Below are 22651 nucleotides of genomic sequence, written 5' to 3'. Positions count from 1 at the left end.
TGAGCTCGTCCATACGGACAAGTGCAGCCATCTGTCTTGTTGGAGAAAGTGCCGCTTCAGGTTCGTCCAGGATATACAAGCCATTGCCATAAAAACGTTCCATAAAAAGCGCCCAAAAGGACTCGCCGTGCGATTGGTCATGCAATGACCTTCCTCCGTAAGAATCGATTATTCTTCCGCCTGCCCCTCCTTCATTATCCAGTTTTTCAATTTCGGAGGCCAGATTAAAAAAACTTTCACTCCGTAAAAAAAACCCATCTTTAAGCGAATCAATACCTCTTGAGATCTTCAATGCTGCGTACAGATCCGAATGAGAGGCCCTGGTGGAAAAGTTAAAATTCCTTGTACCCCCTTCAGGATTAAAGCCACTTGCAATTGCGATGGCTTCCAAAAGTGTAGATTTACCAACGCCATTTTCACCAACAAAGTAGGTCACACTCCTGTGAAGTTTAAGATTTGCCAGGGATCTTATAAAGTTCAGATTATAGGGATATTCCGAACGAGCATGAGGATCTATCTTGGTGAAATCTACATTAACAGCCTTTAAATAACCCCTGGATATCATAGTCTAATTTAAGAGTTAGTTTGAATTTGCCAAACTTATATAATGTTGGCTTAACGTAAAACTTCTTATTACCTGGCAAACCGTTATTGAATCTCCATACATTTACCAGCTTTCGGTCCACCATATGCACATATACCGCACACTTTTAGCTTTTCTTCTGTTAACCGCAAACTATAATTCCATGTACGCACAGAACAATTGGCAGTTGGTGGTTGAAAAAGAAGAAGTTAAAGTTTATACAAGTACCGTCTCGACTTCCAAAATCAAAGCAATTAAAGTACAGAGCCTCTTAGAGGCCAAGGCATCGCAGGTAGTCGCCTTGCTAATGGATGTAGAGTCAGCGCCTGATTGGATTTATCATACCAAATCCTGTAAATTGATTCGCCGGGTATCGCCAGCTGAAATCTACTATTACTCAGAAGTAAGTCTGCCCTGGCCCGCAGAGAACCGTGATTTCGTAGCGCACCTGACAGTTACCCAACATCCTCATACTCAAGTTGTCACTATTGATGGTCCATCCGTAAAGGGAATGGTTCCAGTTGCAAAAGGAGTTGTTAGGGTCAACGACTCGAAGGGAAGATGGATCCTGACGCCACAGCCCGGAAACTACCTGCAAGTAGAGTATTCCCTTCACGTTGATCCGGGGGGCAATATTCCGGCATGGCTCATCAATATGTTCGCAACCCAGGGCCCCCTGGATATATTCAGGCAAATGAAGGTCGAGCTCAAGAAGCAGAAATACCGAAACGCACAGTTAGCATATATCAAAAATTAAGCGTCAGTCTTTCGGTCCAGTCCCGTCCGTTCCAACATCCAGCCTGGATACTCTTGCGGCAACGTGCTCACCTCATTTAACCGTATCAGATCTTCATCTGTGAGTGTTACATGAATAGATTTGAGATTATCATGTAGTTGTTCCAGCTTATTAGCTCCGATTATTACACTTGTTACGGCAGACTGATGAAGCAACCAGGCGAGTGCCAGCTGGGCAACCGAGCACCCCTTTGTTTCGGCCATCGGGTGTAATATGTCCAATATGTTAAATGCTCTCTCTTTGTTAACCGGAGGAAAATCAAAGTTCGCCCTCCTTACTCCTGCCTGACTTTCCCCCGCTCTGCTGTATTTTCCGCTGAGAAGGCCGCCTGCCAAAGGACTCCAGATCAACAATCCTAACTGCTGATCATTCAGCAGGGGGATGAGTTCTCTTTCCAGATCTCGTCCGGCAATCGTATAGTATGCCTGCAGGGACACAAAACGGGCAAGTCGGCTGTATTTCGAGTGAGCCAGGGCTTTCATTAGTTGCCATGCCGCCATGTTGCTGGCTCCGAGATACCGTACCTTGCCACTCTTGACAATGTCGTTCAGTGTCTCCATCGTATCTTCCAATGGTGTGAGCGGATCGTAGCTATGAATCTGGTAAAGATCGATGTAGTCGGTTTTCAGACGCTTCAAACTCAGGTCCACTTGTTGCATGATATGTTTTCTCGTGAGACCGCTGTCATTCGGCCCCTCGCCCATTTTTCCGCGGACTTTAGTCGCGATGATCAGATCATCCCGCTTTAAACCAAGGTTTAGTATGGCCTGCCCAGTCAGCTCTTCTGACCATCCTTCTGAGTAGACGTTAGCAGTATCGATAAAGTTGATACCGGCATCTACTGAAGTCTTCACAATTTCGTCAACTGTCTCCTGCTGAAGGCTTCCTACTGCAGAAAAATAGCCTTTTCCTCCGAATGTCATGGTTCCTAAACACAGTTCAGAAACTTTAAGACCGGTGTTCCCTAATAGCTTATATTTCATTTGTCTCTTTTAGGTTTGAACACGCTGACGTTGCGAATGTTACAGAGCTCCATTATTTTTTTTAAAAAGTGTGAAATTTCCCAAGAGGGCATTAAAAACACTCGAATAATCACTAAAAAGCATTCTATTCAATGAAAAGGCTTGGAATTTCAGCAAATAGGTTTATTTTTAATCTTGAATGTCACTGGAAGAGGAGAATAGAGTACTTTGGAATGGTCTGCTGGACGGAGATAAGCAGTGCCTCTTTGATCTTTACAACGCTACCTATTTTCATCTGCTTCGGTTTGGCATGAAGATGTGCAATGATAACGAGCTCGTATTCGATTGCGTCAACCAACTGTTTCTTCATCTCTGGGACCGAAGGCAAAAGCTTCAGCCGGTACATCAAGTGCAGTCGTATCTGTTTACCACACTCCGAAGAATTATTCTTGATCAGATCGCTTATCAGTCTAAAATAGACACGGCAGTCGGCAGGATGATCACCGAGGATGAACAGAATGTCACGTCTTACGAAGAAATCCTCATCCGCGACCAGGGTGATCAGGAAATGAATCGACGCTTACACACAGCACTTACAAAGCTAAGCCCAAAACAAAAAGAATTTGTCAAACTCAAGTTTTTTGAAGGGCTCACGTATGATGAAATTGCAGAAAAGCATACTCAAAGTGTAAAAACGTGCTATAACGTGATATACGATGCGATTAAGAGCCTAAAAAAAGCTCTTAGCTCTCCTATAAGAGAAAAATAGCAATCAAAACGGCGTTCCGTCGTTCCCAAACTTCTCATCACAAAAAAAAGTAAAATAAATCAGGGAAAGTTTGCATGTTTCTCCGTCTGTCGATAAAAGACTCAGAATGAAGATCGAAGATTACGACACAGAAGACTTCGCTTGTGACCATAGCTTTCAGCAATACTGCCGTGAGGAGAATGATTCCTCCGTTGCCTTCTGGACAACCTGGCTTAACCAGCATCCTGAGAAAACTGATCTGATCCTCGGCGCCAAGCAGCTTGTCCTGTTTCTAAGTGCTGGTCAAGGCAACCGTCTGGAACAACTCTATCATCTTAAAAGAGGGTTGCGACAGCGAAACCTCCTGGAGGCGAGCCTGGAAAGCACTCCACCCGCCCGTAAAAATTTCATATCCCCCAAAACATACCTGACAGCTCTTGCTGCCTGTCTTGCAGCTGCAGTAATCGGTTATTTCCTTTACTCCAAAAATCCCCAGTTGATATTTTCTGATGGATCCAGGCACTTGGAATATTCAAGTACTGCATCTGGGCGGAAAACAGTGTTGCTGCCTGATGGCTCTATGGTTACCCTGAATAAGAACAGTAACATCACCCTTGATCCTGAATTCTCCAGAATCAAAAGAGAACTTACTCTAAGCGGCGAAGGTCTTTTTGAGGTCAGTCATGATGCTGACCATCCTTTTTTTGTACATACCAATGAGGTGACAGTTAAGGTGCTCGGTACAACTTTCCATCTCAGCGCATACCCACAGGCAAAGGCCGGAACAGAGACGGTTCTTTTAAAGGGAAAGGTGGAAGTCACAGTAAATGCAGATCCCGCCCGCAAATACATCCTTAAGCCGAATGATAAGTTTGTTACCAAACGCTCCGCGAATAACGCGGCTTTGACAGACGTATCACTTAAGGCTACCGTTGTTTCCACAAGCGAGCTGAACGCAGGACTAAAAGAAACAGCATGGCTTCGTAACAGGCTTGAACTCAACAATGAGCGTTTGGAAGATATCGCCCACAGACTGGAAAAATGGTATGGGATAGAGATAGGATTTGATGACGATGAACCGAAATCCTACCGATACTCCGGAACATTCGAAAGCGAGACCGTCATTCGGGCGCTCGAGGCATTACAGCTATCTTTTCCGTTTAAGATAAAGCATGAAAACGAAAAAATCATAATCAGTAAATAGCATCATCGAAACATCTTCATCAACGAATCAAATCACAATTATGAGAAAACCTCTACTTACAGTTCCTCCTGGCGAAAATATGTTCGTCCGGCAAATTATCCGCACCATGAAGCTGACCCCTTTCCTCTTACTTTTCATGTGCATTCAGGTCACTGCATCGACTTATGCTCAAAACCGTATCACCGCAAACTTTCAAAAGGTTGGCATTAAACATCTGTTGAAGGAAGTAGAGAAACAAAGCAAGTACCGCTTCGTCTACAATAACAGCGTTCTTCCTGATAATAAACCAGTAACTGTAGAGGTCAGCGACGCAACCCTCGAAGAAACGATGACAAAGGTGTTAAAAGGAAGCGGTCTCAGCTATTCGGTTAAGGAAGACGGGCTCGTTATTATTTTCAGGTCTGAAGCTCAGGCGGATATTCCTGTCAGAGGGAAAGTAACTGATGCGCAGGGAAATCCTCTACCCGGCGTATCGGTACGGGTAAAAGGTCTCACGATCGGCACATCTACAGACATTCAGGGTCGTTACACGCTTACCGTACCCGACGGCGCAACCGCTCTGGAGTTCGCGTTTATCGGCTTTGCCTCTCAAACAGTATCCCTTACCGGGAGTGGAGACCTGAACATCACACTTCTTGAAGACAACCGCACACTTGAAGAAGTTACCGTTACCGGTTATACCAATTATTCACGTGCACAATCTGCAAACGCTGCATCTGTAGTCACATCCGATAAAATTGGTCAGGTGCCTATGGGCTCAATAGATCAGATCCTGCAAGGACGCGTCCCCGGAATGTCCGTAATCGCCAGTTCCGGGCAGCCCGGAACCAGCGCAAGCGTTACCATACGGGGGATAAACAGTATCAGCGGTTCTCGTGCACCACTTTACGTGATGGACGGTATACAAATTGAGTCTTCTTACTTTCAAACCCTCAATCCCGATGATATCGCAAGCGTAACCGTACTGAAAGATGCCTCAGCTAAAGCACTGTACGGCTCCCGGGGGTCGAACGGTGTTATCGTAATCACGACAAAGAAAGGTAAGTCGGGAAAGATGCAGGTAGATTATAAATCACAATACGGCCAGTCTGACCTCACCAAGCCAGGATTCACCATGATGAATACCGAGCAGCGGCTCCGCTTTGAGGAAGAAGTAGGCCTGGAGATAGGCAGAAATATTGGGCCGGGATGGGTATACTCTCCCAGGAACCCTTCTTACGCAACCAAGACCCCTGAGCAGCAGCGACGGGCAGATCAGATCCTCGATAGTCTTCGCAGCATCAACACAGATTGGAGAGACCTCTTTTTTCAGCAAAGCCAGTTCATGGAGCAGCAGGTAAGTGCGAGCGGTGGTAATGAAAATGTCCGCTTCTATAACTCGCTGAACTACTACAAACAGGATGGTATCGCCAAACGTACAGGGATGGAGCGCTATAACCTTCGCAGCAATGTGGACTTCAGCTCAGGTAAGTTCAGCGGAAATGTCAACCTCTCTCTCGGTTACTCGTCGTCGAGCTTTACTGAGGGTGTTGAAAGTACGTCTGTTGGAGCGTCTATGGCGTCCGTATATTACGCGCTACCATACGAATATCCATACGCACCTGACGGAACACTCATTCACCCGGGAAACAGAACACCCGATATCCTGGATCAGCGTGAAGGAAGTCAGGGACTGGAGCGCCTGCTGAATTCGTCTGATAAAACGGATCAGTTTAAGACGGTTACCGGGATATCCCTGGGATATCAGATCATGCCTGAACTAAAGTTGACAACGCGGACCGGAATTGACTACCGAAACTCCACCGACCAGATCTATATCAACCCCGACTCTTATTATGGATCCAGAAGCAATTCAAATACGGTAGGAGGCCGCGGAAAGTTTGGTGAAGGTAGCAGAAGGAACTTCAGCATCATGTCCACGTCTGGGCTAACCTATGCCAAAACCTTCAACAGCGTGCATGACATCGAGGCATCCGCATTTTTGGAGTATGTTTACGAAAACTACCGCTCCTTTAACTATAACGGATACGGATTAGACGCACGTCTTCCCGAAACACCCGCGGGAATAACGGTTTCTACTGCATTCCTCCCTGGTATTGGCGGTGGCCGAACCAGTGCTGCCCTGCTCTCCTATATGGGTGTAGGACGCTATACATACAATGGTAAGTATACCCTGACAGGTAGTTACCGTTACGACGGCTCAACAAGAGTCGCACCTAAAAACCGCTGGCATGGGTTCTATTCCTTGGGAGCGAACTGGAATGCCAAAGAAGAGAACATGTTAAAGAACCTCGATTTTATTCCAGAGCTCCGTTTCCGTGCCAGTTATGGAAGTACGGCAAGTCCCTTTGGCGGAAACTTCGACTATTTAGCCACTTATTCGGTCAATACGAGTTACGGGGGCGCTAGTGCCATGAGACCGGTTGCTGCAGGTAACGCTGATTTCGACTGGGAATATGTCAACGAGTTCAATACCGGCTTTGACATCGCCTTATTCAGACAAGGCAGACTACGTATTGCAGCTGATTACTACAATAAGATTACCACCAATATGTTTATCGATCAACCACCTTCAATAACCTCTGGTTTTGAAGTCCTTTCCCTGAGCAGCGGTAAGATGAGAAATCGGGGCGTGGAAGCAGACATCCAGGGTGACGTCATCAAAACAAAGGATTTTACCTGGAATTTAGGCTTAAACTTTGCTTATAACAAAAATGAAATTCTGCGTCTCACAGACGATCTGGATGAGATACCCGATGGAGATACGCGTATCTGGAAAGTTGGATACCCACTAGGAACTTATTATGCGCCTAACTGGGCGGGCGTAAATCCTGAAAATGGCGACGCACAGTACTATGATAAGGATGGTAAGATCACCACGGTTTACGACTTTGATGCACTGGCTGTTACCGAATCGGGCAGTCTGTATCCAAAACTAACCGGAGGCTTCAACACAGGGGTGCAATACAAATCATTCAGCGCAAGTGCTCTTTTCTCTTTTGTTTCTGGTGTTAAACGCTGGAACAATGAAGACCTTTACAATGAAAACGATCGTTACATGACCAGTAACCAGTCCATCCGTATGCTCGAAGATCGTTGGAAAAAGCCTGGTGATATTGCTACGCTACAGCGAATAGACATCAGACGTCAGTTCAGTTCCAAAGACATCCAGGATGCATCGTTCCTTCGACTCAGAAATGTCACCCTCGGATACTCTGTTCCGGCAAATGTCACCGAGCGCTTGAAAGTGATCAAAGGTGTGAAAGTCTTTGTTCAAGGTCAGAACTTGTTTACCTGGACAAAATGGCGCGGACTGGATCCTGAGAACAACAATGTTTACGGACGTTTCCAGTACCCCGCAGCAAAAACCTATACGGCAGGTCTTAATGTTAACTTTTAATCAGTACAGTCATGATACTTAAATCAACCCGTAAATATATATCCCTGCTTGGCGTGCTGCTGGTAACCTTCAGCTCATGTAAACAGCTTGACGATGTCCAACCGACGGACACTATTGATCCATCGAGAGCCTTCCGTAACGTGAAGGATCTTGACCTCGGCCTGTTAGGGGCCTATGCCTATTTGGATTATTCACTGATGGGCAGCAATGCCATCGTCTCTGATGAAATTACCGTACCCGACGAGAACACCGTCAGCAATACCGAAGCATATCGCTGGCTCTATAATTCAGGCAGTGGGTCAGTAACTTCTGCTTTTAATGACTACTATATTACCCTTGATCGTCTTAACCGCGTCCTGGCGGCCATACCGAATGTTGAGGCCGTCGGCGCCGACCTGGCGCTTAAACAGCGATATCAGGGAGAGCTGCTTGCCCTTCGGGCCTATTGTCATCTGGAATTACTTCGGGCCTACGCCTCCTCATATGATAACGGCGCTTTAGGTGTTCCCTATATGAAAGCCTCTGTCATCAGCTATCCTGCAAGAGACAACTTTGAAGCCGTTATATCGAATATAAAAGCTGATTTGCTCGAAGCGAAAAACCTGATCCCGGCGTCTTTCACCGACCGCACCCGTATCACCAGAATCGCAGTGGCCGCCATTCAGGCCAGGACAGCCCTGTACGAACGCAACTGGGCAGACGCGGTCAGCTATTCCACTGAAGTAATCAATGCGGTTCCATTAGCCAGCAGGACTCAATTTCCGCAGATCTGGACCGACCAAAGTGATGCAGAAGTGATCTGGAAACTGAAAAGAGTGGGTGCCGACTCCCGGATCGGCGCCTTCTTCTTCCGTGAAACCGGTGGAATTGTTCTTTACGCTCCGTCCTTTGAACTGATCAATAGTTTCGACCCGGCAAATGACATCCGCTACAGTGCTTATATATCCTACTACCCTAACAGAGGCGCAGGCAAGTCTGCTTATCTCGTTAATAAGTATATCGGCGGCGACGCCACAGCTCCTGGCCGTGCAGATGTGAAGCTGTTCCGAACTGCGGAGATGTACCTGATCAAGTCAGAAGCAGAAGCGGAACTCGCTCCCGCAGCTGGAAGCGCAGACCTACATACACTCCGTTCAGCGCGTATACAGAACTATGCTGCTGAAACATTTAACAGCAAAGAAGCCCTTATAACCGCTATCTATCAGGAGCGGTTCAAAGAGCTCGCCTTTGAAGGTCACCGTTTCTTTGATCTCAGACGTAGAAACCTGCCGGTAGAACGTTTGCCGGAAGATGCTGTCAACGCGGTGGGTGCAGTAAAGCTGGAGCCGACTCAGGCACAGTATGCCTTCCCGATCCCTGCAAGAGAGATTTCAGTAAACCGAAACATGGAACAAAACCCTAATTACTAATGAGATACTCACTGGCGGCGATGCTATTTGTCCTCTGCTATTCGGCAGCAGGATGTACAAAAGACCCGAAGGGTACTAAGCCACAGAAGGAGCATGCTCTCAACCCAGACCCGGCCGCCGCGCGGCCGGGCTCCCTTGGCTTTGTGGGCGATAGCACCGACGTCGTTACGCCGGTTAGCGGCGGCTTAGTCCTGATGGGAGGTGGGACGGACGTCGATGCAGCCTTCAGATGGATGATCGACAGAAGCGGCGGCGGTGACGTTGTCATTATCCGCGCTTCAGGCGCCGATGCATACAACCCGTATATCAGCCGGCTTGGAAAGGTAAACTCCGTTGAGACGCTTAAGATCGATTCAAGAACACTGGCAGATGACGAGCGGGTAGCTACCATTATCAAAAATGCGGAGATGCTGTTCATTGCAGGCGGCGACCAATCCAATTACATGAAGTATTGGAAAAATACTAAAACCATGGATGCCATCAACTACTTGCTGAACGTAAAAAAAGCGCCTGTAGGCGGTACAAGCGCGGGTTGTGCGATCCTCGGTGAGCTTTATTACAGCGGCGAAAATGGCAGCGTGGTTTCCGATGAAGCGCTTTCCAACCCCTATCATCCTAATGTGACGCTATATGCCAATGACTTTCTTAAGGCCCCGTTTATGAAGGAGGTATTGACGGATCAGCATTATGTAGCGAGAGGCCGGCAAGGAAGACACCTTGCCTTTCTTGCAAGGATGCTGAAAGATAAAGGTATCCAGGCAAAGGGTGTTGCAGCCGACGAAAAAACAGCGGTATGTATAGCATCAGACGGTAAAGCTACTGTCTACGGCAAAGGCAAGGCCTTCTTTCTGATGACTGATCAAAATAAAAATCCGGAAGTTTGTGAAAGCGGACAAGCCTTAGACTGGAACTGGAAACAAACGGCTGTAAGGGTCTATACCATCACAGGATCGGACGAAGGTAGTGGAAGCTTTGACCTAAGCACGTATGCTGAGTCTGCGGCAAAAGGCGGAACCTGGCAGTGGTGGTGGGCTGAACACGGAAAATTAAATATGAATGAATAAGATGAATTTTAAGAAAGTAAAAACGGGCCTGGTCGTCGTTTTTACCAGCGCATGTTTGAGCGGTGTATTTGCTCAAAAATATGTAATGGTCATCCATGGAGGTGCAGGAACTATACTCAAGTCAAGTATGACGGCCGAAAAGGAGAAAGCTTACCGTGCAGCTCTTACTACCGCCTTGCAGCGCGGATATAGCGTCATCCAATCTGGCAAGCCCAGCCTTGATGCGGTAGAGGCAGCGATCCACGTACTGGAAGATTCCCCGCTTTTTAACGCCGGAAAAGGAGCTGTATTTACACACGACGGCCGAAACGAAATGGACGCTTCCATTATGAACGGAAAGACACTCGAAGCGGGTGCCGTTGCCGGAGTTACCACCATCCGTAATCCTATCAGTGCCGCCCGGGCGGTTATGGAGAAATCGGAGCATGTGATGATGGTCGGTCAGGGCGCTGAGGCCTTCGCAAAAGAAGCCGGACTCACGCTGGTTGATCCTTCATACTTCCGTACCGAAGAGCGCTGGCAGGGACTTCAGAAAGCGATAGAAGAAGATTCTACTAAGAGCGTTCTCGATCACGGTAACAAGAAGGCGATGCTAAAGGGCATAAAGAACCGCGATAATAAGTTCGGCACAGTGGGTGCCGTAGCGCTCGACAAGGATGGCAACCTTGCTGCCGGAACTTCCACCGGCGGTATGACCAACAAAAAGTATGGCCGCGTTGGCGACTCACCTATTATTGGTGCGGGAACTTACGCCAACAACGCTACAGCGGGTATCTCCTGCACTGGCTGGGGTGAATTCTATATCCGCAGTGTGGTGGCTCATGATATTTCAGCGTTAATGGAATATAAAGGCCTGAGCGTTGCTGAAGCTTCCAAATTAGTGATGGATAAAGTCGGCAAGCTCGGTGGTGATGGCGGCGTAATCGCGCTCGACCGAAAAGGCCATGTAGCGACCCCTTTCAACACGGAAGGGATGTACCGGGGAATGGTGACGGAGGACGGAAAGATTACCGTTGAAATTTATAAATAATAAAAAGGAGCCACTGAGCTCCTTTTTCCTTTATCGGATAGTGAATTTCCTTCCATCCGTATATAATCCGAAATGAAGGTCTTCCATCTCTATCAAACCTTTCGGATTGATCTTCAAACCCCTTGGTTCAGAGATAGTCATCACCTGACTTTCACCCGTAACTTCCAGGTTCTTCCCTCTCACAATTATCGCCGTACTCTCATCGATCCCGATACACATATAATCCGGATGGGCCGCCAAAGCAGAAATAAGCCTGTTATGCCGGCTGCGCTTTAGAAAATGCTGATCGATAATCACCGAATCAATCAAGCCAAGACCTTCTTTGAACTCGATGTTCTTATCCCATAATTTGTCAAATGTTTCCTTGTAAGTGGTATCACCCGCAAGTTGCTGACCGGTGATCATGGCCTTACTCATCACGGCCGCTCCGGCGCTGGTACCCGCTACAGTTGATCCGCTCCGGTAAGCGGCATGGATCGCGTCGTAGACCGGGGTATTCCTTACTATGTCCATAAACCGGTCCTGGCTCCCTCCTGCTATGTAGATCAATCGGGCGTTCCGCAATGAATCTACCCATTTTTTATTAGCAACCGTTACCTTGCTAAAATTGAATGAGGTGATCTTATTCGGAATAACCTCAGCGATTTGTTTAGCGATGCCTTGAAAAGACTCTACCGGAAGCTCACTGGCCATCGGTAGTACGACGATATAATCCCTGTTTTTCAGCTCCGCCGTTTCAACGAGCTTTTTAATCAGCTCCTTTGACCGGCTTCCGCCTCCGATGATAAACAGCTTTCCTTTAGGGGTTTGTTGCGCAAATGCAGAAGAGAAAATCAGCGATAAAGATAGTGCAAGAGAAAGAGCGTATTTCATGCTTAAAAGTAATAAAAACATGCAAAATACGGCTATTTTAGCTACCTATTCCTTGCCAAAAAGCCTGCTACTAAATCGTTAACCTTATCTGCATGCTCCATTAAACTAAGATGACCTCCTTCAACCAGTGCATATTCACCCCGCTTTACGTTTTTAGCAATATGCTTACCGGCGTATGCTCGTGTTAGCCTGTCATCTGCCGCTCCGATCACCAGACAAGGTGCTGTTATCTTCTTTAAGCGGGCTGACATCTCAAAGTCCATGCATCTGAGAAGTCCCTCTGCAGTAACTTCGGGCGGACAGAATGCCGCGATACGGGAAATGAACCTCAGCTGCGAAGCACTTTGCTCTCCTTTAAAGAATATGTAGCGATGAAACAGTATACTTAACCCGTTCATGTAGTTAAGGCGCGTTAACAAACGGAATAACAACGGATGTTTCTTTGAATATTCTAAATAAGGACGTATCACGGGCTCTTGCAAATACTCAACAAGCCATGATGCCTGACAGGTGGTATAAGGGTTGGTATAGCTGCAATGCTGTAGAATCGCCGCCTTTACGTCATTCGGATATGTACTGCAATATTCCATAGCGGTCATTGCTCCCAGGCTGTGACCATACAAAACCGGCTTTATGAGAGACAGCTCGGAGACGATCGCTGCTAAATCCCTGGCTAGATCCTTTACAGCAAGACTTACTGGAGCAGGTGACTTTCCATGTCCAGGCAGATCGACGATGATCAGCCGGTAATTGCCGCGCAGCATGGACCGCTGGTAGAACCATTGTTCGCGGCTTCCGTTGAGCCCGTGGAGTAGAACCAATGGCTGTGCACTTTCCGGGCCTTCGATTTCTACATAAAGCGTATTTCCTGTGGAGCTCCTTATATATCGCTGATCTATTGATTTTAATCGTTTTGGGGCAGCCAGTCTGTTCTTGGAAGATACGAGCCAGGAAACCGGGTACCTTCCAAATGCCAGTATCAGCCCTGCGGATACGAGTCCGAATGTTTTAAGTGAACGGTTCATTGAGTGATTGCATGTAAGCTTTCATTCAAACACCCACTCACGCGCTATTGTTTGTTCCCCCTTTTCGACTACTATCAGAAATAGTCACCGCTTGCCGAAGGACACGCGCTTTCCTGTTAAATCTTCCGGTGATCCGCTATCCGGCCTGATCTTCGGGATGCTCTTCCGGTTACCCTGCGCACTGCTCTCCGGAACGCCCGTTTTCGCCTTGCTCCTGATCTTTTTCCCCAGCTCACGAATCAGTCTGTTTCCTTCATAACCAATAAGTACCACATTCGGCCACCGCAACTCAGGTATTCCCGTCAGTGCCTGGTCCATCGGCTCGCCGGGAAATTCCGCCGCTTCTTCCGCCGCAAATGCGGCGATCAGCGCGCTGGGACTGAATTCCCGGGAGTTCAGCAACGCACTTTCCTGATCCGCCAACATGCCCTTATAGGCCATGAGCGTCATACTCAGCAGCAGGATCTGATCCTTGGGTAGCTCCGTTTGAAACACCATCTGCTGCGCCTCTATCGTTTCATGCCTGGAAATCTCCACATCCCTGAATTCCAGGTATTCATAGTATTCCCTGCGGAAGTTAAAGCCTATCAAACTGAAGCGGATGCGGTACCGGCTGGCCTGCTGCTGCAACCAGGCAGGAAGACGGATAGCAGTTTTCGCCGCTATAGCCCCCAGCGACACCACGATCTGGCCCTGCTCGTTGCGACTCACCTGATGATTAACCTGCAACACCTCGCTGAGCTTACTTTTAATGTTGAACTCCATCCCCCTCAGCCAGCTCAAATCCCCGTCATGCAGGTCCCGCTGCCCCTTGAAACCGGTCAGGCTGCCCCGGATGCTGCGGTACACGGCCTGGGTGCAACGGGCTGCAGCCGTTCCGTCACGGTACAGGTAAGCCGGCTCAAATGCCGAGCGGATCACGCCGGCCGTAGAGCTAGACAACCCGAACTCCGTGGCTGACTTCATGCTCTCTGCCGTCTGTTTGAATTTTTTGGGTCTCCCCTGGATAATGTTCATCCCGCGGTAATTGCGGTAGACCACCGGGCCGGCCGTTCCGCTGACCATCCCTTTGCTGTTTACTTTTGCCATTGTCTGATAATTTAAAAAGGCAAGATACGCACGTGGAAACAGACTACGCTTTGTTGGTCCAAAAACGACAAAATTTTAGGTGTTTTTTAAAATTTTGTACCAAAACGGATCTCCTATCGATCCGGCCATCCTCGCAATTTCCCCGGTTTTCAGCTGAGCAAAAGGGGTGATAAGTCCGACTTATAAGTACTATAGTCGGACTTATCACGGCAGGAAGTGGCGTTGTTATGCGCTTTATATCAATCTTGTCAGATCATTGGTAATTAAGAAAGTAATGTTGGAGCAACATGATAGTCTTCGCGTCTGCGAACTCCCCTTTCTGTAAGGTATCACGCGCTTCATCAAAGCTGATCTCCACGAGCTCTATATCCTCACCCTCCTCTTCAAGCCCACCGCCTTCGCTATGCTCACCATTGCTATCATAGGTGGCCAGGTACAGCCGCTGGAATTCAGTGATTCCACCAGCGGATGTATACACGCTGGCGACCTTTTTAAGATCACGGATAGGATATCCGGTTTCTTCTTTAACTTCCCTGTGAGCCGTTTCTTCGGGCGATTCCCCTTCGTCAATGAGTCCGGCGCAAGCCTCTACGAGATAGCCGGTTTCGCTCCCATTCAGATACGTGGGTAGTCTAAACTGTCTGGTGAGCAGAAACTTCTTGTTCACGCTGTCTACGAGCAGGACAGTCACAGCATCCGGACGAAAGTAGACTTCGTTTTTCTTCTTCAGAAGCTGCCCTTTACTGCCTGTTCTTTGAAAAGTATATGATTTAAGCGGATACTTTCTATCCGATAGCGTTTCTTCTTGAATAATTTTGATATCAGACATCATCTTGTTTATTTACTTTGGTAAGACATTTTCCATGATAAAACCGGAATGCGGCAGCGTAGGCATTCTGGCAAGACTGTAAGACAAATCCTGTTGCGGAACCTGATAATTCACATCCCGCGTAAGGAAAACGAGGAATGTCCTGAGTGTTTGAACGGTAATCAGCTCACCCGGACAGCGGTGCCCGTTGCGCGGGTCGCCTCCCCCCTGAGCAAGAAAATCGAACGGTCGGATCAGCCGATGATTAAAACGATCAGGATTAAATGTAAAAGGATGATCCCACAGTCTGGCATCGTGATTCGTGCCATACATATCCAGCAATACAAGTGAGCCTTTGCCAAAACGATATTGATGCCATTGAAAGTCTTTCTTTACTATCGCCCCCATAAATGGGGCGAAAGGATAAAACCTCCTGACCTCATTGATAAATTGCAAAATGTACTGGTCATCCTCCTGCTCCATCTTTGGTTTACAATCCGGGTAGTGCTCAAGTGCCAGTGCGGCAAAAGTAACGTACCAGGCGATGGCAACTGTTGGACGCAGGATATTCAGCAGTTCGATTGCCGCCATTTTTAAATCGAGGAGATTTCCTTTCATATCACGGTAGTGAGCGCAGACATAAAGGGCGGATTGCCGATCCCCATCGAGCTTGCCACTTCTGACATCGTTGATCAGTCTGGAAATCCATTGCTCCATATCTTTTCGAGCTTTTCTACCCCGGAAGTTCCTGGAGCCCAGGGATCCGAAAGCGTCAACCATCGACACAAAGCTCCGCGCTGCGTGAACCGCCTGTTCGTCGCTTGCTGGTACACCCGCCCAACGGCATATTGCCTTTGACAGGATTTCCGCTGATTCGCGAAACAGAACGATCCTCGGAATACTTTGCCATACAAGAACGGCTTTTTCAAGTTCTTCCCTTACCAGATCCTGCAACTTGTCAATATTGGAGTCCGTTAGCAATGACATGAACATCGCTTTCCGGTGATGATGCTCCTGGGCGTCTTTCGTGTGGATCGCTTGCTCTCCTGTAAGTGTTTTCTGAATCGGTGGCGGCACAGCGCCTTTGCGTATGAACTTCTCAGCATCATAAAATGTTCGTGCAGCGTCTTCGCCTCCGAAACAGATCACATGGAATCCAGGGATGCTCATCTTAAAGATGTCAGACTTAAATTTATTCCGTCTGTTCATGATGAATGGGAAGCCCTCTTTAATCAGTCCGAGGCCTCCTGCCAGTATATTTTCTTTAGGTATCTGGTGCATTGCTTTTTTGGTATGATGAATGGATGAAACGAGTTGGCTGGATATCTCATCGTCTATTGAAGAGAAGAAACCCCACTCCTAAGCCCGCAGCAACAGCCGTAAACAGCAGGGACTTCTTTGCGGGGCTGGTTTCCTGCAACCATCCGCCGGAGATTCCGGTTCCATTTTCTCCCGATTTAAAAAGGTGTCCCGTACCGATAGACGCTGGCTTAGCTCTGTGGAAATAGTTGTCCATTATGCCGGTTACAACACGTCTGAAAAGTGCCGGAGCGATCGCGTTTGCAGCTTTATACAGCCCAGCCGTTTCACCGATATTTACTGCGTCTTTAGGACGCCTGGCTAGTCTGACCATGGCTTTGGCCACCCTTCTGGCCTCAAAAACGGGCGGAACGGGCTTGATCTTCTTGCCGGTGTAATTTGCAGCATGCTGAAAACCGGGTGTGTCGATATAGGCAGGGAAGATATCGCATACATGAATATCCGGCCAGTGCAGCAGTTCGCAGCGCAATGATTCTGAAAAACCCCTTAGACCGTACTTACTCGCCGAGTATGCTACGACATAAGGCTCCGGTGCAAATGCCCCTACCGAGATGGTATTGATCAGGGTGCCATAACCTTGCTGTTTAAATACGGGAAGTACATGATACGTTCCATTGATATGCCCCAATAAATTGGTTTCTATCACCTTATGATGAACATCCAGCGGTATCTCTTCGAAGGTTCCCACAGCACCACCGCCCGCATTATTGATCCAGACATCGATTTTTCCTGTAGCTTCGAGCGCAATCTTCACTGCATCCCGCAAGTTCTCGGGTTTAGTGACATCAGCCTGAACGGCGAGCGCCAGCCTGGCACCTGCGTCAAGGCATTGTTCTGCCACCTGCTGAAGCGTATCTATCCTCCTGGCGAGTAATATAAGACTGCTTCCCCGCCTGGCAAACTCCAGTGCAGTTGCCCTACCGATTCCGCTGGATGCTCCTGCTATTACGACTGTCTTCTGGCTTAGTGGTGCCCTCGCAGCCAACTTCTTCCTGTGATCTTTCATAATCGACATGCTTGTTCCTTGGTTGAACAAATAAATTTGCATCCGGATTGTCTGATCTTAAAAAAGTTCAGGGGGCGGTGCTGGAATGTCGTTACCTGCAAAAGGCCCCCTTCCGGTGATGGAGGCCCGGTTGATGGCTTCCCCTACGATTTGTGCAAGATCAGGATCCGCCTCACCTTCTGTTAATAACGCCCATTTTCCCTCGCTTTCCCTCAAAACAAACTGTTTACCGTCGGGCAGCACGACCTGCCAGGCCGGGTTATCCTGATAAAGGAGTTCCTTAATAGTGACTTGTATCTTTTCACCATTAAACCCTATTAGCAATGAATTCTCCATAGTAAGATGTACCTTAATAGTAATTTTTCAGGAGAACACACCGGTAAGCTGATGGTGTGGGCAATGTAGGCGATCAGGTACTTATTATGTTAGGAATACGATCGGAAATGCGTTTTCTACGGGTTATTTCGAGAGATTTCCCTCCACGCTTACAGCTTATAAATCCTTAGGTCTCTTATCTCCTGTCTTGACCAGGTCGAACGAAATCCGAAGTAACCTTCTGTTAGCGCCCTGGGATCCTTGTATTCGAAATAGAGTACGCCGTCTACCCATACGCTCGAGGTCCCGTCTTTGATCATTGTTCTGACTTGACATTCGTGGTTAGGCTTTAGTAGCTTTGCCTGGCTTTTGTCTTCTTTAAGCAAAATCCTCTCGCCCTTGTGATATTTCCGAAACCGGGTGGTTGAATTGTGGTTTCCGCCGATACCTGCATAATAAAGGCTGAGATTGTCATAGTCTGAAAACTTCCCTTTCCGTGTGAACAAGTTGGATGTTGCGGGATCTGTAGCCATCCAGAACTGATTCATATCTGAAAGACGGTCATTGCTGCCGTTATCTATAACAACTTTACGGGTGTACTCAATTACGAGGTTGCCCTTTAGCTTTTTGTTCAGCCAGACGGTGACACCTCCTTTAGTATCGAGAACAAGCGTATTGTTGTTGACATATACAGACGAATTATCCGGTGTTTCCAGTTCAATAACCCAGGTTTTGGGGTCGAGTGCCGCGAAATCAGAAGAATATATTAACCGCCCTTGTGGCGATGGCTGATTGTTTAAGGCGCGCAAGGTCCCGTTGTTTTGATCCGAGCTCGCTTCGAACGGTGCCACGAAGGTGAGGGCAAAAGCTACAAAGACTGAAAGTACTTGCTTGATCATATCACTTTGGCATTAACTTGTTAAAAATCCAGGATGAATGAAAGGTGTTAAATCTAAGAAATTAATATATAAATGAACATTCAAACTTGGCGGCTGTTGACTATCCTAACGACAAAGCAGAATATGAAGAATAACCAACAGAAGAAGACCATACTTGTTACCGGTGCCAGTTCAGGTATAGGCCAGGGCATCGCTATCGGATTCGGTCAACAGGGAGCAAATGTGGTGGTCAATTATCACAGCGACGAAGAGGGAGCACAATTTACCCTCGACAAGATCAAAGCAGCGGGCGGAGATGGTTTTATTCATCAGGCTGATGTAAGTAGTGAAGAGGAAGTGAAGAGTATGTATGAGAAAGCCGTTAAAGAGTATGGGTCGATTGATGTTTTAATAAACAATGCCGGAATTCAGAAAGACAGCTCATTCTCGGAAATGACTTTGGATGAATGGAATGGAGTCATAAAAACAAATCTGACGGGACAGTTTCTATGTGCACGGGAAGCAATCCGGCTTTTTGAGCAAAAGCCGGATGTCGGCGATGAGGCGAAGTCTAAAGGGAACGTCATTTTTATCAGCTCTGTGCACGACATTATCCCTTGGGCGGGACATGTGAATTATGCCTCTTCGAAGGGTGGTATTTCCATGCTCATGAAGTCGCTCGCTTTGGAAGTTGCGCAAAAAAAGATTCGTGTGAACAGCATTTCTCCGGGAGCTATTGCTACCGATATCAATGATGATGTATGGAAAGATGAGGAAAAGAAAGCGGAACTCCTGAAGCTCATCCCTTACAGGCGAATCGGGCAGCCGGAGGATATAGCGAAAGCCGCGGTCTGGCTGGCTTCTGATGAGAGTGACTATATTACCGGAACAACGATTTATGTTGATGGAGGAATGACACTCTACCCGGGATTCCTGGAGAACGGGTAAATGCAGACTGTCGCTACAAGTGAGTCGGCGCTTTACTTCTCTGACTTTTTCTTATACAGGTAGCTGCTTTCCATATTCTCAATCTTCCCGTATTTTCGTTCATAGCGGATAACATCATCCGGACCGAAGGGGTGCCCACCAAAGCCGTTACGCATCATGGCTATCGCTTTGTCTGCTATCCGCTCAGTGTTGCGTGAGGCGAAAAGTTGCATGACGGATTGTGCAATTACCGGCACAGGTACTTCCATGCGCATAGCATCGGCAACAAGCCAGTTAACTTCGCCGGTGTCTTCTATATAGGAAGGTACGCTTTCAAACCCTTGTTTCTCGTCATATGATTTGGCCATAAGCTCTATTAACCATGAACGAATAACGGAGCCATGATTCCACGTCTTTAGAATTTCAGAAAAGTTAAGATCCTCGCGGTAACTGGACAAGAGATCCATTCCTTCGGCGATGGACTGAAGCATTCCGAACTCTATTCCGTTGTGTACGAGCTTGACGTAATGTCCGGAGCCCGGACCTCCGGTATGTACATACCCGTTGTCGACCGCCAGATCCTGCAGGATTGGAGACACATGAACCATTGCTTCAGGTTCGCCGCCTGCCATGAAGCACGCACCATTTCTGGCGCCATCGACTCCGCCACTGGTGCCGCAGTCTACAAACGCTATACGGTGCTCTTTGAGCTCTTTGGCCCTGCGAACGGAATCTCCCCAATAGGAGTTACCTCCATCAACGATAATATCGTTTTCCTCAAGCCTGGTAGTGAGCTGTTCGATGATCCGGTCGATGACTGCGCCGGCGGGTACGTAAATAAACACGATTCTTGGAGAAGCCAGTTCTGCTACAAAGGTATCCATATCGGGAACCTGACGGACACCATAATCCTGAAGCTCCTGGTAGCTGTTCAGATCGTAACCGATAACCTGATACCCCTTGTCAACCGCCTGTAAGGCCATGTTGCCGCCCATTTTCCCAAGTCCTATGATGCCTATTGTTGTCTTCTTCATTTCTTGTCACTTATTATCAGCCCAATCGCTGTTATTAGTAAGACCTGAAGCAATATTTTGTTTTAGAAAATGGGATGGAAGTAGACACCGGTTCCTGATTTACCCTTATTTCGAAAAAATAAATTCTTTGCTTCTGTAACCGGATTTATCGGAGTACCAATCGGCATATTTTTGACCGCCTGACAGTGCCCATTGTGAAAAATAGGTATACACATCATATATCGCCTTTTTTTCAACCGGGTAGTCGAACGAACCAAAGATGTCCAGCGCAAACGGCTTATTCTCTTTGGTGAGATAGTAGCTGTTTTTCTGAACATTGGAGTTATCGGACTGTGTCGACAACAGGCTCTTATCGGCAAGATCGGTAGGCATTTGATTGACCAGGTGAACCTCCCTGCCCCTGGTCTGGTTGCTGATCATAAACGGGTTAAATGGAGCTTTGGCCGTAAAGTCCTCCTGTAAACGTGAATTGAATGTTATCGTGATATGCGCGGTCTCACTCTTCACCAGGGCGGTGTTCTGCACGGTGTTTATGAAACCGGAATTTGAAGCGAACAAACTTTTATACGAGTCGAAAGGAATGATTACAGCAGATGACTGGTTGCTTTCCGTTCCATTCGCCGACAGCCGGATATAATTGTTGTTGAGTATCTGGCCACTGACGCTTTTTACGGTGTTCGGTGCGAGAGGAAGTTGTACACCGAAGCCATTACTGAAACTTGCGCCAGCGGCGAGTGGCTTGTAAGAGCCGTTCATGTGAACTACATTATTGGCGGCGTTCATAGCAAACTTGTATTGGTAACTGATAACCAGGTCGTTCAGATCGTAATCTCCTTCGGCAGGCCACATGTCTTCGAAGGCGATGGTGCCCCATACCGATTTGCTTGGGTAATACCTGTTATAGGCCAGCTTCGGATCCTCAGGATATTCATCGTACAGATCAGGAACTCCGTCGCCATCAGTATCCGTCACTTTTTCATCCACGAATGGAATTCCTACCGGTGAAATGGCGTCTACCGGATTAGACTGTGCGTAAAAAACAAGATCGTTAAAATCCTGGTCGCTGTGAGAGCCTGGCGTCCGGTTAATATCTTCAAAACCTACCAGGAATACGCGCTGAGTAGCGTCATTTAACAGCACGTTATGTCTTTTGAGACTGTTGCTGGCTTCAGGGTTCAGTCGTTCGTCTGTATAGAATTTCGCCGCATTGTAGTTTATAGACTTATCTGTTGTATTATATGCATTTTGTATCAGCACAAAGCCTACAGAAGTTCCGGCTTTAAATCTTCCGATTTTGACTTTGTCTCCCATGAGCATATTTCCGACGCCCTGGCTTCCCTTCAAAGACGCGTTGGGGAGTATCACTCTGATCGTGTCGATTTGGTTGGCAGATGTTGGCTCCTGTCCGGTTGGATAGGTATAATATCCCAGCGAATTCAGAAAGTCCGCTCCTTCATGTACGAAGGTAATCCAGACATCTGAAGTCTTGGTGATGGTCAGATTTGTTGGTGCTTCTGTGTTCAGATATTCAGGATGCAGGTTCGGCACTGAACTTCCCTCGGGGATCGTGTTACCCAGATGCTGGATCAATGCAGCCATATCAATAGTCTTATCCACAGGTTCCCGGTCAAGCGGTCTGCCGAGCTCATCAAAAACTGAGGGATTATAGATGTAGGCGGTATTTTGTGACGAAGTACTGAAGCGGCCGGCCTTTAAGCTCGTTGATGAACCGCTGTTATTTCGAAGCACAACGTTTCCGCTGATACCACCTGCTCCTCCGATAACGGCGGTGATTGAACTTCCACTTATATAGGCACGAACCTTTCTTGCAAGGCCGATGTATGCCGGATCGACAACTACGGTATCCAGATAGGCCGGAAGGTTTAAGGTGGTCTTGACGTACCCGTTTTCATCACTGAGGACTTTCGTAAGCTCTGAGCCAGCTTCTACTCTGGAAGGGTCGTAAACAGAGACAAGGACATTCTTTACAGGCTGATCCGTTCTGGTGAGGAGGCGGATGTTCAACGCTACCTTTTTTGTCGTGCTGTAATCGAATCCGTCAGGCGATACCTTCTCGCCGGTGGGATGTTCGCCGGATTCAGTTAGTTGATTTTTTTGACAGGATAGCGTCGAGAAAGCCAGCACTGTCAGACATAAGTGGAGAAACGTCATTTTCATGC

The 22651-nt window shown here is 47.5% G+C and carries 20 protein-coding genes; 8 read left to right on the top strand and 12 right to left on the bottom strand.

The genetic code is table 11. The features are described from left to right. Nucleotides 1-565 (bottom strand): AAA family ATPase (locus ACKI5J_RS08605; protein WP_407428525.1); only part of this gene is annotated, 565 nt, incomplete at its 3' end. Between the two features lie 181 nt (nucleotides 566-746). Between ACKI5J_RS08605 and ACKI5J_RS08600 the strand changes: the two genes are divergently transcribed. Next, complete coding sequence (locus ACKI5J_RS08600; RefSeq protein WP_407428523.1) at nucleotides 747-1340, top strand: START domain-containing protein; 594 nt, start codon at nucleotides 747-749, stop codon at nucleotides 1338-1340. Here ACKI5J_RS08600 and ACKI5J_RS08595 read toward each other — a convergent pair. Next, nucleotides 1337-2362, bottom strand: coding sequence for an aldo/keto reductase (locus ACKI5J_RS08595; protein ID WP_407428521.1), 1026 nt, complete (start codon nucleotides 2360-2362; stop codon nucleotides 1337-1339). The two genes, ACKI5J_RS08600 and ACKI5J_RS08595, sit on opposite strands and share 4 nt — an antisense overlap. 178 nt (nucleotides 2363-2540) lie before the next feature. On the opposite strand from ACKI5J_RS08595, the gene ACKI5J_RS08590 reads away from it, so the two are divergent. The 6 genes from ACKI5J_RS08590 to ACKI5J_RS08565 all read left to right on the top strand — a co-directional run bounded on the left by ACKI5J_RS08590 (nucleotide 2541) and on the right by ACKI5J_RS08565 (nucleotide 11196). Further along, nucleotides 2541-3110: an RNA polymerase sigma factor gene (locus ACKI5J_RS08590; protein ID WP_407428519.1), complete on the top strand. Its 570-nt coding sequence runs from the start codon at nucleotides 2541-2543 to the stop codon at nucleotides 3108-3110. A 106-nt stretch (nucleotides 3111-3216) separates the two neighbouring features. Then, entirely contained in the window at nucleotides 3217-4293 is a 1077-nt protein-coding gene (locus ACKI5J_RS08585; protein WP_407428517.1) for a FecR family protein, read from the top strand. Between the two features lie 40 nt (nucleotides 4294-4333). Beyond that, a complete protein-coding gene (locus ACKI5J_RS08580; protein ID WP_407428515.1) occupies nucleotides 4334-7693 on the top strand; it encodes a TonB-dependent receptor in 3360 nt (1119 codons plus the stop codon). A gap of 11 nt (nucleotides 7694-7704) precedes the next feature. Next, nucleotides 7705-9102, top strand: coding sequence for a RagB/SusD family nutrient uptake outer membrane protein (locus ACKI5J_RS08575; protein ID WP_407428513.1), 1398 nt, complete (start codon nucleotides 7705-7707; stop codon nucleotides 9100-9102). Then, on the top strand, nucleotides 9102-10166 hold the full coding sequence (locus tag ACKI5J_RS08570; protein WP_407428511.1) for a cyanophycinase: 1065 nt from the start codon (nucleotides 9102-9104) through the stop codon (nucleotides 10164-10166). Before ACKI5J_RS08575 ends, ACKI5J_RS08570 begins: the two co-directional genes overlap by 1 nt. Nucleotide 10167: 1 nt before the next feature. After that, entirely contained in the window at nucleotides 10168-11196 is a 1029-nt protein-coding gene (locus tag ACKI5J_RS08565; RefSeq protein ID WP_407428509.1) for an isoaspartyl peptidase/L-asparaginase family protein, read from the top strand. 30 nt (nucleotides 11197-11226) lie between these two features. On the opposite strand, the gene ACKI5J_RS08560 is transcribed toward ACKI5J_RS08565, so the two are convergent. From ACKI5J_RS08560 to ACKI5J_RS08525, 8 genes are all read right to left on the bottom strand, one after another. After that, on the bottom strand, nucleotides 11227-12069 hold the full coding sequence (locus tag ACKI5J_RS08560; protein ID WP_407428507.1) for a cyanophycinase: 843 nt from the start codon (nucleotides 12067-12069) through the stop codon (nucleotides 11227-11229). Between the two features lie 41 nt (nucleotides 12070-12110). Continuing rightward, entirely contained in the window at nucleotides 12111-13094 is a 984-nt protein-coding gene (locus tag ACKI5J_RS08555) for an alpha/beta fold hydrolase (RefSeq protein ID WP_407428505.1), read from the bottom strand. Between the two features lie 84 nt (nucleotides 13095-13178). Beyond that, nucleotides 13179-14111, bottom strand: a complete 933-nt coding sequence (locus ACKI5J_RS08550) for a hypothetical protein (protein WP_407428503.1) — start codon at nucleotides 14109-14111, stop codon at nucleotides 13179-13181. Between the two features lie 325 nt (nucleotides 14112-14436). Beyond that, complete coding sequence (locus tag ACKI5J_RS08545) at nucleotides 14437-15015, bottom strand: NUDIX domain-containing protein (protein ID WP_407428501.1); 579 nt, start codon at nucleotides 15013-15015, stop codon at nucleotides 14437-14439. Nucleotides 15016-15024: 9 nt separating this feature from the next. Continuing rightward, nucleotides 15025-16272, bottom strand: a complete 1248-nt coding sequence (locus ACKI5J_RS08540; RefSeq protein ID WP_407428499.1) for a cytochrome P450 — start codon at nucleotides 16270-16272, stop codon at nucleotides 15025-15027. 46 nt (nucleotides 16273-16318) lie between these two features. Next, a complete protein-coding gene (locus ACKI5J_RS08535; RefSeq protein ID WP_407428497.1) occupies nucleotides 16319-17317 on the bottom strand; it encodes an SDR family oxidoreductase in 999 nt (332 codons plus the stop codon). 57 nt (nucleotides 17318-17374) lie between these two features. After that, a complete protein-coding gene (locus tag ACKI5J_RS08530; RefSeq protein WP_407428495.1) occupies nucleotides 17375-17653 on the bottom strand; it encodes a hypothetical protein in 279 nt (92 codons plus the stop codon). A 149-nt stretch (nucleotides 17654-17802) separates the two neighbouring features. Next, on the bottom strand, nucleotides 17803-18531 hold the full coding sequence (locus ACKI5J_RS08525; protein ID WP_407428493.1) for a DUF6250 domain-containing protein: 729 nt from the start codon (nucleotides 18529-18531) through the stop codon (nucleotides 17803-17805). Nucleotides 18532-18654: 123 nt separating this feature from the next. Here ACKI5J_RS08525 and ACKI5J_RS08520 point away from each other — a divergent pair, with 123 nt between their 5' ends. Further along, on the top strand, nucleotides 18655-19458 hold the full coding sequence (locus tag ACKI5J_RS08520; RefSeq protein ID WP_407428491.1) for an SDR family oxidoreductase: 804 nt from the start codon (nucleotides 18655-18657) through the stop codon (nucleotides 19456-19458). Nucleotides 19459-19490: 32 nt separating this feature from the next. Here ACKI5J_RS08520 and gnd read toward each other — a convergent pair whose 3' ends face one another. Together gnd and ACKI5J_RS08510 are read right to left on the bottom strand one after the other, a co-directional pair. Next, a complete protein-coding gene (gene gnd, locus ACKI5J_RS08515) occupies nucleotides 19491-20471 on the bottom strand; it encodes a phosphogluconate dehydrogenase (NAD(+)-dependent, decarboxylating) (protein WP_407428489.1) in 981 nt (326 codons plus the stop codon). 105 nt (nucleotides 20472-20576) lie between these two features. Then, the coding region (locus tag ACKI5J_RS08510) for an LruC domain-containing protein (protein WP_407428487.1) at nucleotides 20577-22651 on the bottom strand (2075 nt) is incomplete at its 5' end.

The sequence above is a fragment of the Arcticibacter sp. genome (assembly GCF_045629565.1).
Classification (GTDB): domain Bacteria; phylum Bacteroidota; class Bacteroidia; order Sphingobacteriales; family Sphingobacteriaceae; genus Arcticibacter.
This window is presented reverse-complemented; position numbering and strand designations above follow the sequence as displayed.